Raw genomic sequence first — 14503 nt, 5'->3', positions numbered from 1 at the left:
AACCTGTGAAAACCGTCCGTTGATTATTCAACATTACCCAAAATCATCCGCGCAGCGATGCGTGATTCTTTGAAATCATAGACAATAATCTCTGTTCCGCCGTCCGGAAGCAGCGTTTCCAGCGAAATCAGATTGCCGGACAAGCTCTGTGAAAGCAGACGTGTGCCTTCAGGCAGGGTGATTTGTGATTCGACCATCTTGAATGGTTCTTCTGGCACCACAGCTGTCTGCCCCGGAATATCGGAGCGCAGATCCTCTTGCTCAGGCGCGTCTGGCGCTTTATTGATTTTGTAGACAACGGCTGCAAGCACAGCCATAAGACCAATAAGCATAACCCCGATTGATACAGCCAGTAACCGGATCATCTTGCGTCTTACACGCTCCATGGCCGGATCAAGTGGTGGCTCCTGATTGGGATCGGGATAATAAGCTTGCTGTTCCTCATATCGTGGATCGTGTTGATTCTGATATCGAGGATAATTTGGATCCTGCATTCAATAACTCCGGTTCATGCACCCATGCCGCGTGATAACGAAGGGACGAGACGATTGAAAGAGATAATTGCCGGAGCAGACGCCGTTGGCAAACGTTTAGATCAGTGGCTGAGCGCAGAGCTTGCCCCTGACCTGTCGCGCAACCGCATTCAGGCACTGATTGCCGACGGCCGTGTGACCGTCAATGGCGCGACTATCCGTGAAGCCAAACATAAGTTACGCGAAAATATGAGCGTAACGATTGAGCTCGACGAAGTGCAGTCAACCAAACCCCAAGCTGAAAATATCCCTCTCGATATTCTCTATGAAGATGACGATGTGCTCGTCATCAACAAACCTGCCGGCCTCGTTGTCCACCCGGGCAGTGGAAACATGACCGGCACCCTGGTCAATGCCTTGATCTATCATTGCGGCAATAATCTGTCACAAATCGGTGGTGAGCTGCGTCCGGGCATTGTCCACCGCTTGGATAAAGACACCAGCGGCGTGTTGGTGATTGCTAAAAACGATGAAGCGCATCAGCATCTGTCAGCGCAATTTGCCGATCACGGCCTGACCGGTGATCTGGAACGCGCCTATGTGGCGCTTGTCTGGGGTCTGCCGGAACGCCCGCAAGGCACAATTGAAACCTATCTTGGCCGCTCCAGCCGCGACCGCACCAAACAGGCCGTGGTGAAGGAAGACCGCGAAGATGCCCGCTACGCTGTCACACATTATACAGTGCTTGAGCGCTTTGCAGCCAAAGAGGATGCAACAGCGCTGGCTTCTGTGGTGGAGTGCCAGCTGGAAACCGGCAGAACGCATCAGATTCGTGTGCATATGACCTATGCCGGCACACCAATTGTCGGTGACAATGATTACGGCGGCGCATTTAAAACCAAAGCCAACAAACTGGCCGATGGCTTGCGTGAAGCTGTGCAGAAGTTTCCGCGTCAAGCGCTGCACGCCCGCCTTCTCGCCTTTGCCCATCCGGCAGATGAGCGAGTGATGCGTTTTGAAGCCCCGTTACCGGATGACTTTCAAAATCTGATTGATCAGTTCCGCAAAGACCAGCACGGTTAAACATCAAAAACTGCCTTCATCTCTTGAAGGCAGTTTTTTTATACCTATCTATAAGAATAACCTAGCCAAACAAGGCGCTTCCCCCTGTCATTAAGCACAGTGGTGCGTGAGCGACTTTCGCGTCTATTCATAAAAATCAAAAACCAATGGAACTTTTGTCAGGCTACAGCGTTAACAAAAGTGTGACAGACTGTGCATCGCTTTTGATCGTTTTTTTGCCTGATTTAAGTTTATACTGAAATTCAAAACCGGTAGGCGCTATGCACCGGTAAAGCGGGCTTGCCAAATGGGAGCCTGCAACCAAGAAGAAGGAGGGTGCTTCATGGCCCAGGTCAATCTTCCAAGTATCACTTCCGGTGACGGTGGTCTTACCCGTTATCTTGAAGAAATTCGTCGTTTTCCAATGCTTGAGCCACAAGAAGAATATATGCTGGCCAAGCGTTATCATGAACATGCCGACCCGAAAGCCGCCCATAAGCTGGTAACAAGCCATCTGCGATTGGTGGCTAAAATTGCCATGGGTTATCGCGGCTACGGCTTGCCGATCGGTGAAGTAATTTCCGAGGGCAATGTCGGCCTGATGCAGGCTGTTAAAAAGTTTGAGCCGGAACGCGGCTTCCGTCTTGCCACCTATGCAATGTGGTGGATCAAGGCATCGATTCAGGAATATGTTTTGCGGTCGTGGAGCCTTGTTAAAATGGGCACCACCGCCAATCAGAAACGCTTGTTCTTTAACCTGCGTAAAATGAAAAGCAAAATTCAGGCGCTTGATGACGGCGATCTGAACCCTGATCAGGTTGCCCAGATTGCGACCAAGCTAAATGTCAGCGAGGAAGAAGTCGTCTCGATGAACCGCCGTTTGTCGGGTGATGCTTCGCTCAACGCACCAATCCGCGCTTCCGAGGGCGAATCAGGTGAATGGCAGGACTGGCTTGTTGACGACAGCGACAGTCAGGAAACCATGCTGATTGAGCAGGATGAGCTGGAAAGCCGCCGTGCAATGCTGGAACAGGCAATGAGCAATCTGAACGAGCGTGAACAGCGTATTTTCTATGCGCGTCGTCTGCTGGACGAACCGGTAACACTCGAAGCGCTCTCTGCTGAGTTTAATATCAGCCGCGAACGTGTCCGCCAGATTGAAGTGCGTGCCTTTGAAAAAGTGCAGGAAGCCGTACAGGCAGCAGCACTAAGCCAAACTCAGGCACAGCTGGCTATCAGCAATCAGGCCAATGCTTAAACACTGATTGATCCTCAATCACTAGACATCAAAAAGGCCGCTTTCGCGGCCTTTTATTTTATCTTAGCTCAACTTGGAAAAATCTTACTGGCTTTTCAGCACGTCATTAAAGACCTTCTCACCCGGCACGCCCTTTTCAAGACTGAGCAGCGCACGGCGACCATTGCGATAGGTGATCGGAATATCCACCCACTGCAAACGACGCATCAAGGACAAGTTGGTATCAACGGCTGTACGTGCATCATTGAGTGCAACAATAAAGAAGTTGTCAGCGATCTTCGATGAAATCGCAATCAGCGGATTACCGGCTGCCTGCTCTGTATCTTTGAAGGTTACACGCTGAACATTGTCAACGACACCGCCGGAGAAATCATCCGGTACAAAGAACATCATTTCAATCAGATGGCTGGCTGGCAATGACTTATCCGCATTACGGCGAATAGTCATCTGCATGCGCATTTGTGTATCAGGAATGGTGACTTCTGCGCGAATGGCCGGCTCTTCAGGCTCACCATCGCCCGGTGAATCCTGCACAACAGACCAGACAACACTACCAGCCTGCGCCGAGCCCGAATCTGCGCCTGAGCGTTCTTCATAGAAGAATGCCTTCTGGCCGACAGCAACACCGGAACCACTTTGTTCGGTATTGCCGGAAGAGCTTACAGGTGCCTGACCAGAGCCTGAGTTTTGGCTAAGCGCGGTGGTGGATTTACCTTCCGCCAGATCAGAGGTTGTGCCGCCTGCCGGGCCTTCATCCACTTCTGTGCCGTCCGGCAACAGTCGCTGGGTGAGTTTTGGCTCCGGCGCATCCGGTGCAGTTGTGCCGCTCTCAGTGCCGCCGCCAATATCAGTTGTTCCGGCTGTATTATTTGATGCCGGTTCATCCGTGCCACCTGCAACAGGCGCATCTGATTCACTGCGGCCAAGGCTTGAAGCCAGTTCGCTTAATTTGTCTTTATTGACATAGGCGGCGTAACCGCCACCGCCAAGTGCCAATGCTGCAATCAAACCAATGACCAGACCTTTATAAGAGCGCTTGTCTTCCAGCGCATCATTAAAGGCAGGCTTACGTGGTGAGCGTGTTTTGGTGTCTGGCTTGGCAGAGCCCAGACGATCCCCTGCCCGATCAACACCGGACAGCATATCGCTGCTTGGCGCGGATGCGGCATCTTTTGAATGGCCAGTTGCGGTGAAATCAGGGGCAGATGTTAAAGCACCTGCATCACTTTCAGCATTACCGGCACTTTCATCAGAGCCCGCGCGATTTTCCGTCAGAAAATCTTCAAGCGGATCAGCTGGTTTTGTGACTTCCGGTGTAAGATCAAGCTCAATTTCCGGTTCTGGTTCGAGAACAGGTGCCGGCGCATAAGAAGCTTCGACCTCTTTGATCGAATCTTCCAACATCTGACGCTGACGCATCGAAACCGATTCAGGCGCATTGGCTGTTACCAGTTTCTGCTCGATCGTCGCGCGTGCTTTTGCATAGACGCGCTGACGCAATTCAGGTGTGGGATCCGCCTGCGCGTCAATGGTCTTCTTTAGTACCGCTACAAAATCTGCCATGCTATCAAGCCCGAACTCTCTGAAAAAGATATGGGATAAACCATCCAATAATCATAATTATTAAACAAAAGCAAAGAGCCGACCATACTTAAACGACGGATAGCCGGTTTTTTTATAAAAAAAGCCCCGTTTCTGTTCAGAAACGGGGCTATAATAGAGCTTATAATACTTCTTAGTCGTGGAACGGATCAGTTACCAGAATAGTATCTTCACGTTCAGGACTTGTTGAAAGCATTGCAACCGGTGCACCGATCAGTTCTTCAATATGACGAACATATTTAACAGCCTGTGCAGGCAGTTCATTCCAGCTGCGCGCACCGGCAGTGGTTTCTGACCAGCCCGGCAATGTTTCATAAATCGGCTTCACACGCGCCTGCGCGCCCATCGAAGACGGCAGATAATCAATGCGCTTGCCATCCAGCTCATAAGCGACGCAAATCTTGATTTCTTCAAGACCATCGAGCACGTCGAGCTTGGTCAGAGCAATACCGGTGATGCCGGAAGTGCGCACTGTCTGACGTACAATCACCGCATCAAACCAGCCGCAACGACGCTTACGACCGGTGACAACGCCAAATTCATGGCCTTTTTCACCCAAAAACTGACCGATTTCATCGTCGAGTTCTGTCGGGAAAGGACCTTCACCAACGCGGGTTGTGTAAGCTTTGGTGATGCCCAGAACATAACCGATTGCTGTAGGGCCAAGACCCGAACCAGCCGCAGCCTGACCGGCAACGGTGTTGGATGAGGTTACAAACGGATAGGTGCCGTGGTCATTATCCAGAAGTGCGCCCTGCGCACCTTCAAACAGAATACGGTCGCCAGCCTTGCGGCGTTCATCCAGCAAGCGCCAGACCTGATCGATATAAGGCAGAATCTGCTCTGCAACCGAGGTCAGCTCTTCCAGAATGGTTTCAACTGCAATTTCTTCCAGTCCCATACCGCGACGCAGCAAATTATGGTGCGTCAGCAGGCGCTCGACCTTCGGCTGCAATGTTTCAGGCTCGGCCAGATCGATCACGCGAATCGCACGACGACCGACTTTATCTTCATAAGCAGGGCCAATACCGCGCTTGGTGGTGCCGATCTTCAGGCCTTCGGTTGCGCCTTCGCGCATCGCATCCAGATCGCGGTGCAGCGACAAAATCAGTGGTGCATTTTCAGCAACGCGCAATACGTCAGGAGTGATGTTAACACCCTGTGCGCGCAGTTTTTCAATTTCCATTACAAAATGGTGCGGATCAACCACAACACCATTACCGATAACACTGAGCTTACCGCGCACAAGCCCTGAAGGCAGCAGCGACAATTTATAGCTCGTGCCATCAATGACGAGCGTATGGCCGGCATTATGACCGCCCTGATAGCGCACGATGACATCAGCACGTTCCGACAACCAGTCGACGATTTTACCTTTGCCTTCGTCGCCCCATTGCGACCCGACGACAACCACATTTGCCATTGAAGAAACTCCTTGGTCCGGATTTGTCCGTGAAAAAAGAAAGCCAAGGATCAAAACACTCTTGCTTTGAGCAACAAGGTGCTGATCCCTCGTCTCTATACAGACAGATTAAGAAAAGCGCGACTCTTGATTGCGCTAAATGAAGAAAAAATTCTAAATATTGTTGAGAAGACGCACCATATAATGAGCATCATCCGAATAGGATTTCAGTTTTTCGGCAAGCGTTGCCACATCACGAACTGAAAAACCCTGACGTTCCCAGAATGGGCGCGAGCCGTTAACGGCTACCAGTGCCATGGCATCAAAGCCATCATCTTGTGCCTGCTGCACCATCAATTTCAACAATTTAGAAGCGTTACCGCCAGAGCGCGCCTTCTCGGTCAGCGCCACATCATGCAGGTAATAGCTGGAAGCTGCCTGTGGCAGCACTTGCAGCAAAGAATTCAATGCAGGCGCTTCATTGAGTGCCCACGGATGGCTGATGCCATAACCGACGATATTATTATCATTCTCCAGCACGAAACAACCGGCCGGATAAAGCTCAAATCTGTCTTGAAAAACCGAACGGTCTTCAGGAAAAGCGGGATGAACAATATTGCCGACTTCCGTCACCGCGGACACATCTGTGTCCCGCATGTTCCGCCATACAAATTGGTTCATCCCGTCTCTCATTTCTTAATCAGTTCTCTTCAACATTAAATTCCAGCGGACGCGCTGCTTTAATGGCAGGCTGTTCGGCCAGTTCTTCCAACATTGCCTGAGGAATCGGGCCATCAACATAAAGCAATGCAATTGCGTCACCGCCCGGCTTATCGCGTCCCAGAGCAAAGTTTGCAATATTAACTTTATGCTTGCCGCATACTGTACCCAGCAAACCAATCATGCCCGGAATATCGACATTGGTGACATAAAGCATATCACGACCAACTTCCGCATCCAAATTAATACCCTTAATCTGGATAAAGCGTGGTTTGCCATCAGAGAAGCAAGTACCGGCAATGGAGCGTTCGCGCAATGTGGTTTTAACTGTCAGCTTGATATAGCCATCAAATACGCCGGATTTATCACGCTTCACTTCGGAGACGATAATACCGCGTTCTTTGACCATAATCGGCGCCGAAACCATATTAACGTCTGACACCTGCGGACGAATGAGACCTGCCAGAGCAGCACTCATCAAAGCGCGGGTGTTCATATTGGCTGTTGCACCGTCAAACAGGATTTCAACTTCCTGAATTGGCTCATCGGTCACCTGACCAACGAAAGCGCCAAGCACTTCTGCCAATTTCACAAAAGGCTTCAGCAATGGTGCTTCTTCAGCCGTAATCGAAGGCATGTTGATCGCATTGGTAACAGCGCCTTTGATCAGGTAATCTGACATTTGTTCGGCAACCTGCAAAGCCACATTTTCCTGCGCTTCAGATGTCGATGCGCCCAAATGCGGTGTGCAGACCACATTCGGAAGATGGAAAAGTTCATTTTCCGTTGCTGGCTCAACTTCAAAAACGTCGATACCGGCACCGGCAACCTGACCGGATTTCAGTGCTTCAACCAGATCTTTTTCAACAATCAGACCACCGCGGGCACAGTTGATAATGCGAACGCCTTTTTTGGTTTTAGCCAGATTTTCCGCATTGATAATATTGCGGGTTTTATCGGTCAGCGGGGTGTGCAGCGTGATGAAATCAGCGCGTGCCAGCAATGTGTCGAGGTCAACTTTCTCAACGCCCAGCTCTTTCGCACGGCCTTCAGACAAGAACGGATCGAAAGCAACAACATTCATTTTAAGGCCGATGGCGCGGGATGCAACAATCGCACCAATATTGCCACAACCAATCACGCCCAAGGTTTTACCGGTGATTTCGACCCCCATAAAACGGTTCTTTTCCCACTTGCCAGCGCGTGTCGAAACATCTGCTTCCGGTAATTGGCGCGCAACCGCAAACATCAGTGCAATAGCATGTTCGGCGGTGGTGATCGAATTACCAAAAGGCGTATTCATCACAATGATACCGCGGCGCGATGCAGCCGGAATATCCACATTGTCAACACCGATACCGGCGCGGCCAATCACTTTCAGATTGGTGGCCGCAGCAATCAGCTTTTCGGTTGCTTTGGTGGCTGAGCGGATTGCCAAACCATCATATTGGCCAATCACTTCCAGCAGTTTTTCTTTGTCTTTGCCAAGGTCAGGCAAGTAGTCCACTTCAACGCCACGATCTTTAAAGATCTGAACAGCAGTCGGTGATAATTTATCAGATACCAATACGCGCGGTGCCATTATGGCCTCCATCACTGAATTCATGAAAATATGGAAATGTGAGAAAAAGCAGTGATGATAAAAGTCCCAACTCAATTACCATCACGCTTTTGAAAAGCTTGATCAGCCAGCCTGATTAGGCTGCCTGTTTGAGCGCAGCTTTCTGGTTCTGGAAAGCCCATTCAAGCCAATGCGTCAAAGCTTCGACATCCGATGTCTCAACTGTAGCACCAATCCAGATACGCAAGCCCGAAGGTGCATCACGATAAGCACCGATATCAAAGGCAACGCCTTCTTTTTCCAGTGCCGATACGATGCCCTTGGCAAAAGCTGCCTGCTGATCGGCTGGCAGCGCCAGCACGTCTTCATCAACAATGGTCAAACAGACAGAGGTGTTGGAGCGGGTTTCCGGCTTTACAGCCAGATTAGCAATCCAAGGTGTCTTTTCTACAAAAGCATCAAGAACTGCAAAGTTGCGATCAGCACGGCCGATCAAAGCCTGCAAACCACCAAGGTTCTGTGCCCATTCCAGTGCATCAATATAATCTTCAACGCAAAGCATCGAAGGCGTATTGATGGTTTCACCGGCAAAAATACCTTCAATCAGCTTGCCGCCTTTAGTGAGACGGAAGATTTTAGGCATCGGCCATGCTGGCTTATATGTTTCCAGACGCTCAACAGCGCGTGGTGACAAAATGATAATGCCATGCGCACCTTCACCGCCCAGCACTTTCTGCCAGGAGAAGGTTACAACATCGAGCTTTTCAAATGCGAGATCCTGCGCAAATGCAGCAGAGGTCGCATCACAAATGGTCAGACCTTGGCGGTCTGCCGGAATAAAATCGCCATTGGCAACGCGTACACCCGAAGTTGTACCATTCCAGGTAAAGACAACGTCGCGATCAAAATCGACTTTAGCAAAATCAACGATTTCACCATAGGGCGCTTCAAAAACGCGGGTATCTTCTAATTTCAGTTGTTTGACAACGTCAGTGACCCAACCGGCACCGAAGCTTTCCCATGCAACCATATCAACACCGCGTGCGCCAAGCATTGACCAAAGCGCCATTTCAACAGCGCCGGTATCAGATGCAGCGACAATACCGATACGATAATCGGCAGGGACATTTAAAACTTCACGGGTAAGATCGATCGCCTGTTTCAGCTTTGTCTTGCCGATTTTCGCACGATGCGAACGGCCAAAAGGTGCACCGTTTAGCGCTTCAAGCGACCAGCCGGGACGTTTTGCACAGGGACCAGAAGAAAAATTAGGATTAAGCGGACGGGTGTCCGGCTTCGTAATCGTGGTCATATTGTTTCCTATCCTCACAGATAGCACGCGTCTCGTTGGGGAGACGTGGCCCACTTACCAGGATATTGGAAACCGCTATGCAGCGCAAGATGGTTGAGAAAATATTTTTAACCCACGCGATAGGTGCAGATTATTTCTAAGCTTTAAGGAACCATTTCACCCAAGACTGCGTTTAAGTTTCATAACAAGCCTGACGTAACAAAGCTGGAGACATTTTATGGAAGATGCACAAATCGGTTGGATTGCAGCGATTATTATTGGTGGCTTAGCCGGTTGGCTGGCTGAAATGTTCATGAAAAGCAACAATAGCATTTTCATGAATATCATTTTGGGTATCATCGGTGCAGTTGTTGCCAATTTCCTGCTCGGCATTATCGGTGTTGTTCTGACAGGCTGGATCGGCTACCTGATTGCCGGTTTTATCGGTGCCTGTATTTTGATTGCTCTTGGACGAGCGATAAGGCGTTAAAAAAACGAATCACAAAAAAAGCAGGCTCAAAGGCCTGCTTTTTTTATAAATTATTTTTTTATAGATTAGTTGTCGAACTGGTAACGCAAACCAACGCGGACATCATGAATGTTCAGGCCTTTATCGTAAGCAGCACCATTTGAGCCCCAACCATCATGCATTTTACCACCATTGACATGGCGGAAACGATAACCGGCATCCAGCTTGAGGTTCTGTGTCAGATCATAAGATGCACCAGCCATCAAAGCCCAGGTAAAGCGCCAGCTTGATGCACCAGCCACATCATTAATATCAAAGTTTCCAGAACCTGTATCTTTAGAGAAACTGCCATATTTTACGCGCGTGCCACCAATACCGGCGCCTACATAAGGGGTAAAGCCATTGATATTGGCAATATCAATATAAGCGTTTGCCATCAACGAAAGCGCTGACATTTTTCCACGATCAGAAGTCGAACAGCTGAATGTATGTTCATCTGGATCAGTTACACAAGTTGTACCAGTATGCCCTCTAAAGCGGGAACGCGTCAGATAATCTAAAGTCAAATCAGTACGGAAATAATCCGTCGCCTGATAACCCACACCACCACCAACAAGGAACGAGCCCTTTAACTTGCCGGAAATATGACCTTCTTTGCCCTCAGTGACGCAGCATCCTTCTTTATAATAAGTCGGGAATTTTGCATCACGAAATTTTGTAGAAGAATAACCAACATCACCGCGCAAATACCAGCCACCGGCTGAAACCGGCTGTGGCGGCAGTTCAATTGCCGGAACTTCAGCAATAACATCCGCAGCTTGCGAAAGAGTTGTAAAACTCGCAGTGCCCGTTAACGCGATCGCGACCGCCAAGCCATAATTCAGGGTCTGTTTCATATCAGCCTCATCACAATTTAACATCGCGAAACGATGCAACTATCAATTTTGAGACCAATCTAACGGTTAAAAGTTAAATGCTGCTTAACCTTGTTTTTTTACCATAAACATTAAGATTTACTGATAAATGCACATAATAAAATAACCGCCCGACGATCGCCGGACGGTTATTAAAAAAATCGAAAAATTAAACCTTAAGCCGCTGTCTTAATGGAAGAAATAACGTTGATGATGTCATCCACGACAGTTTCAACCAGCTGACGGTCATCACCTTCAGCCATCACGCGGATCAATGGTTCTGTGCCTGAAGGACGGATCACCAAGCGACCATTATCGCCCAATCTGCTTTGCGCATCTTCAATTGCGGATTTTACCAGCTTATTTTCAAGCGGTTTCCCGCCTGTAAAACGCACATTTTTTAACAATTGCGGCACAGGTTCAAACTTGCGGCAAACTTCGCTCAGAGGGCGCCCCTCTTGCTGAACGCAGGCTAAAATCTGCAATGCAGAAACAAGCCCGTCACCAGTGGTCGAAAACTCTGACAAAACAATATGGCCGGATTGCTCACCGCCGACATTGAAGCCGTTAGCGCGCATATGCTCAACCACATAACGATCACCAACTTTCGTGCGTGCCAATGATAAATGCTGGTCGCTCAAAAAGCGCTCAAGACCAAGATTGGACATGATGGTTGCAACAATGCCGCCACCCTGCAAACGACCGCTACGCGCCCAGGATTGCGCAATCACAGCCATCAGCTGATCGCCGTCAATCACCGTGCCTGTCTCATCAACCAGCAATACACGATCCGCATCACCATCAAGTGCAATACCCACATCGGCACGCACTTCATGTACTTTACGAATCAAACCAATCGGATGGGTCGAACCACAATCTTCGTTAATATTAATGCCGTTTGGCTTGTCATTAATGGTAATGACTTCCGCACCAAGCTCCCACAGCGCAGCAGGTGCCACTTTATAGGCTGCACCATTGGCGCAATCGACAACAATCCTTAAACCTTCCAGCGACAAGTTACGTGGCAAGGTACGTTTCGCAAATTCGATATAGCGATAAATATCACCATCAACACGTTTGGCTTTACCCACATCGCCATGGCTCACCAATATTGAGCTCATATCCTCTTCGATCATCTTCTCGATCTGAATTTCCAGATCATCCGACAATTTGAAACCGTCAGGACCAAAAAGTTTAATACCGTTATCATAAAACGGATTATGCGAAGCGGAAATCATCACGCCGATGTCAGCACGTAGCGAGCGACAAAGCATAGCAACAGCAGGTGTCGGAATCGGCCCCAACAAAAACACATCCATACCGGTTGCAGTAAAGCCTGCAACGAGCGCATTTTCCAGCATATAACCGGAACGACGCGTATCCTTACCAATAACAACACGGCGCGCCTGCCCAGAATGGCGAAATAAATGCCCGACCGCCATGCCTACTTTCATGGCGATATCGGGCGTCATCGGAAAACTATTGGCTTTTCCGCGGATACCATCTGTACCAAAATATTTGCGACTCATGATTGCGCCTTATCCCGTGAGCTGCCGGATGAAACATTCAGCGGACAGTTATTGCGCATTTTATCGCAGAACTGCCGCCCAACGGCAATAACACTCTATTTCACTTATAAAATGGATTATATCAATTGAGTTAATAATACCATTAACATTCGGGAAACTCATATTTACCGACGGCTCGCTCGTAAAGATGAAATATGAAAAACCAGCATTTTTACAAATCAAAGCATAAACCACAAAAAGAAAAAGGCCGGATAAACCGGCCTTTAAACACATTAATTAGGTTGCGGTTCTGGCTCGATATGGCCTTCATCACCGGCTTCACCACCCTTTTTAGGGGTAGATGCACCGGCTTTCGGCACGCCTGAACCACGGGTTGGCGTATCATCACCAGCATCACGGTTCGGCTTTTTACCGGCCAGGAGGTCTTTGATCTCATCACCAGAAAGCGTTTCATATTCGAGAAGACCTTCGGCAAGAGCCACCCATTCTTCACGCTTTTCAGTCATGATACGGGTTGCTTCTGCATAAGCCTCATCGATCAGACGACGAACTTCAGCATCAATAATCTGGGCAGTCTCTTCCGATACATTCTGTGTTCTTGCCACTGAATGACCCAAGAAGACTTCTTCCTGATTTTCACCATAAGCCACATAACCAAGCTTATCCGAATAACCCCACTGGGTAACCATCGAACGTGCCAATTTGGTTGCCTGCTGAATATCGGAAGACGCACCAGACGTGACATTTTCCTTACCGAATTTCAGCTCTTCCGCCACGCGACCACCCATCATGATCGCAAGACGCGAAATCATCCAGGTGTAAGTCACAGAATAGCGATCACCTTCCGGCAATTGCATCACCATACCGAGCGCACGACCACGCGGGATGATGGTTGCTTTATGCAGTGGATCCGCTTCAGAAACATTGAGCGCAACAATCGCATGACCCGCTTCATGATAAGCGGTATTCATCTTTTCTTTCGGCGTCATCGCCGAAGAACGACGCTCCGCACCCATCATGATCTTGTCTTTGGCGTCTTCAAATTCCTGCATGGTGACAAGGCGTTTGTTACGACGTGCAGCCATCAAAGCAGATTCGTTGACAAGGTTGGCAAGGTCAGCACCGGAGAAACCAGGAGTACCACGAGCCAGCACTTTCAGATCGACATTCGGAGCAAGCGGCACATTGCGCACATGCACTTTCAAAATCTGCTCACGACCGGTTACATCCGGATTAGGCACGACAACCTGACGGTCAAAACGACCCGGACGCAGAAGTGCTGGATCAAGCACGTCAGGACGGTTGGTTGCGGCAATCAGAATGATCGATTCATTGGCTTCAAAACCATCCATCTCAACCAGCAACTGGTTCAATGTCTGTTCGCGCTCGTCATTACCACCGCCAAGGCCTGCGCCACGATGACGGCCGACCGCATCGATTTCGTCGATGAAGATAATGCAAGGTGCGTTTTTCTTAGCCTGCTCGAACATATCACGGACACGGCTGGCACCAACACCCACAAACATTTCCACGAAGTCTGAACCGGAAATCGTGAAGAAAGGTACATTGGCTTCACCGGCAACAGAACGCGCCAGCAAAGTTTTACCGGTTCCTGGGGGGCCCACGAGCAAAACACCGCGCGGAATTTTACCGCCCAGACGCTGGAATTTCTGCGGGTCACGCAAGAATTCTACGATTTCTTCCAGATCTTCTTTGGCTTCGTCAACGCCGGCCACATCCTTAAAAGTCACGCGGCCATGCGCTTCGGTCAGCAATTTTGCTTTCGATTTACCGAAACCCATCGCCCCTCTTGATCCGCCCTGCATCTGGCGCATGAAGAAAATCCATACACCCAAAATCAGGATCATCGGCAGCCATGACAGCAAAATACCAAGCAGTGAACCGGAACCGTCGCTTTCAGGACGCGCGGTAATGGTCACGCCCTTTTCTTCCAGACGCGATACAAGTCCGGTATCCCCCGGAGAATAGGTCTGGAATGTCGAACCATTATCGCCGTAAGAGCCGGAAACACGCTGACCGGTGATCGTTACAGATTTAACGCGCCCGTTAGACACATCATCTATAAACTGCGAATAGGGAATTTCACGCGATGCCGTGCGCTGACCGGGGCTCTGAAACAGATTGAACAGAGCGATTAAAAGTAGAGCAATGATCGCCCAAAGGGCGAAGTTGCGATAATTCGGGTTCATAACGGGTCCAAT

The 14503-nt window shown here is 49.4% G+C and carries 12 protein-coding genes; 3 read left to right on the top strand and 9 right to left on the bottom strand.

Features of this window, described 5'->3' with window-relative positions; genetic code table 11:
* Nucleotides 1-23 precede the first annotated feature (23 nt).
* On the bottom strand, nt 24-494 hold the full coding sequence (locus ABDZ76_RS13140; protein WP_343806212.1) for a hypothetical protein: 471 nt from the start codon (nt 492-494) through the stop codon (nt 24-26).
* A 24-nt stretch (nt 495-518) separates the two neighbouring features.
* Between ABDZ76_RS13140 and ABDZ76_RS13135 the strand changes: the two genes are divergently transcribed.
* Together ABDZ76_RS13135 and rpoH are read left to right on the top strand one after the other, a co-directional pair.
* Nucleotides 519-1556 carry an RluA family pseudouridine synthase gene (locus ABDZ76_RS13135; RefSeq protein WP_343806210.1) on the top strand — a complete coding sequence of 346 codons (1038 nt, stop codon included), beginning with the start codon at nt 519-521 and terminating at the stop codon, nt 1554-1556.
* 322 nt (nt 1557-1878) lie between these two features.
* Nucleotides 1879-2793 (top strand): RNA polymerase sigma factor RpoH, encoded by a 915-nt coding sequence (rpoH, locus tag ABDZ76_RS13130; protein ID WP_343806208.1) that lies wholly within the window; start codon nt 1879-1881, stop codon nt 2791-2793.
* A gap of 84 nt (nt 2794-2877) precedes the next feature.
* Here rpoH and ABDZ76_RS13125 read toward each other — a convergent pair whose 3' ends face one another.
* The 5 genes from ABDZ76_RS13125 to ABDZ76_RS13105 all read right to left on the bottom strand — a co-directional run bounded on the left by ABDZ76_RS13125 (nt 2878) and on the right by ABDZ76_RS13105 (nt 9390).
* Nucleotides 2878-4356 carry a transcriptional regulator gene (locus ABDZ76_RS13125; RefSeq protein ID WP_343806205.1) on the bottom strand — a complete coding sequence of 493 codons (1479 nt, stop codon included), beginning with the start codon at nt 4354-4356 and terminating at the stop codon, nt 2878-2880.
* 172 nt (nt 4357-4528) lie between these two features.
* Nucleotides 4529-5818 (bottom strand): adenylosuccinate synthase, encoded by a 1290-nt coding sequence (locus ABDZ76_RS13120; protein WP_343806202.1) that lies wholly within the window; start codon nt 5816-5818, stop codon nt 4529-4531.
* A 153-nt stretch (nt 5819-5971) separates the two neighbouring features.
* Nucleotides 5972-6490 carry a GNAT family N-acetyltransferase gene (locus ABDZ76_RS13115; RefSeq protein ID WP_343806200.1) on the bottom strand — a complete coding sequence of 173 codons (519 nt, stop codon included), beginning with the start codon at nt 6488-6490 and terminating at the stop codon, nt 5972-5974.
* 7 nt (nt 6491-6497) lie between these two features.
* The gene (serA, locus tag ABDZ76_RS13110; protein ID WP_343806198.1) at nt 6498-8099 is read right to left on the bottom strand and encodes a phosphoglycerate dehydrogenase; all 1602 of its coding nucleotides are present in this window, start codon (nt 8097-8099) and stop codon (nt 6498-6500) included.
* Nucleotides 8100-8214: 115 nt separating this feature from the next.
* Nucleotides 8215-9390 (bottom strand): phosphoserine transaminase, encoded by a 1176-nt coding sequence (locus ABDZ76_RS13105; RefSeq protein ID WP_343806196.1) that lies wholly within the window; start codon nt 9388-9390, stop codon nt 8215-8217.
* 217 nt (nt 9391-9607) lie between these two features.
* On the opposite strand from ABDZ76_RS13105, the gene ABDZ76_RS13100 reads away from it, so the two are divergent.
* Nucleotides 9608-9859, top strand: coding sequence for a GlsB/YeaQ/YmgE family stress response membrane protein (locus ABDZ76_RS13100; protein ID WP_343806194.1), 252 nt, complete (start codon nt 9608-9610; stop codon nt 9857-9859).
* Between the two features lie 65 nt (nt 9860-9924).
* Here the strand turns inward: ABDZ76_RS13100 and ABDZ76_RS13095 are convergent, their stop codons facing one another.
* The 3 genes from ABDZ76_RS13095 to ftsH all read right to left on the bottom strand — a co-directional run bounded on the left by ABDZ76_RS13095 (nt 9925) and on the right by ftsH (nt 14491).
* A complete protein-coding gene (locus ABDZ76_RS13095; protein ID WP_343806192.1) occupies nt 9925-10734 on the bottom strand; it encodes an outer membrane protein in 810 nt (269 codons plus the stop codon).
* Between the two features lie 194 nt (nt 10735-10928).
* A complete protein-coding gene (glmM, locus tag ABDZ76_RS13090) occupies nt 10929-12281 on the bottom strand; it encodes a phosphoglucosamine mutase (protein WP_343806190.1) in 1353 nt (450 codons plus the stop codon).
* Between the two features lie 272 nt (nt 12282-12553).
* Entirely contained in the window at nt 12554-14491 is a 1938-nt protein-coding gene (ftsH, locus tag ABDZ76_RS13085) for an ATP-dependent zinc metalloprotease FtsH (protein WP_343806188.1), read from the bottom strand.
* Nucleotides 14492-14503: the final 12 nt, after the last annotated feature.

It is taken from the genome of Paenochrobactrum glaciei (assembly GCF_039522165.1).
In the GTDB taxonomy this organism is placed as follows: domain Bacteria; phylum Pseudomonadota; class Alphaproteobacteria; order Rhizobiales; family Rhizobiaceae; genus Paenochrobactrum; species Paenochrobactrum glaciei.
This window is presented reverse-complemented; position numbering and strand designations above follow the sequence as displayed.

Bases quoted from the DNA above. Each gene is read 5' to 3' on its own strand.
- ABDZ76_RS13140 (WP_343806212.1), bottom strand. From the start codon at position 494: ATGCAGGATCCAAATTATCCTCGATATCAGAATCAACACGATCCACGA.
- ABDZ76_RS13135 (WP_343806210.1), top strand. From the start codon at position 519: ATGCCGCGTGATAACGAAGGGACGAGACGATTGAAAGAGATAATTGCC.
- rpoH (WP_343806208.1), top strand. From the start codon at position 1,879: ATGGCCCAGGTCAATCTTCCAAGTATCACTTCCGGTGACGGTGGTCTT.
- ABDZ76_RS13125 (WP_343806205.1), bottom strand. From the start codon at position 4,356: ATGGCAGATTTTGTAGCGGTACTAAAGAAGACCATTGACGCGCAGGCG.
- ABDZ76_RS13120 (WP_343806202.1), bottom strand. From the start codon at position 5,818: ATGGCAAATGTGGTTGTCGTCGGGTCGCAATGGGGCGACGAAGGCAAA.
- ABDZ76_RS13115 (WP_343806200.1), bottom strand. From the start codon at position 6,490: ATGAGAGACGGGATGAACCAATTTGTATGGCGGAACATGCGGGACACA.
- serA (WP_343806198.1), bottom strand. From the start codon at position 8,099: ATGGCACCGCGCGTATTGGTATCTGATAAATTATCACCGACTGCTGTT.
- ABDZ76_RS13105 (WP_343806196.1), bottom strand. From the start codon at position 9,390: ATGACCACGATTACGAAGCCGGACACCCGTCCGCTTAATCCTAATTTT.
- ABDZ76_RS13100 (WP_343806194.1), top strand. From the start codon at position 9,608: ATGGAAGATGCACAAATCGGTTGGATTGCAGCGATTATTATTGGTGGC.
- ABDZ76_RS13095 (WP_343806192.1), bottom strand. From the start codon at position 10,734: ATGAAACAGACCCTGAATTATGGCTTGGCGGTCGCGATCGCGTTAACG.
- glmM (WP_343806190.1), bottom strand. From the start codon at position 12,281: ATGAGTCGCAAATATTTTGGTACAGATGGTATCCGCGGAAAAGCCAAT.
- ftsH (WP_343806188.1), bottom strand. From the start codon at position 14,491: ATGAACCCGAATTATCGCAACTTCGCCCTTTGGGCGATCATTGCTCTA.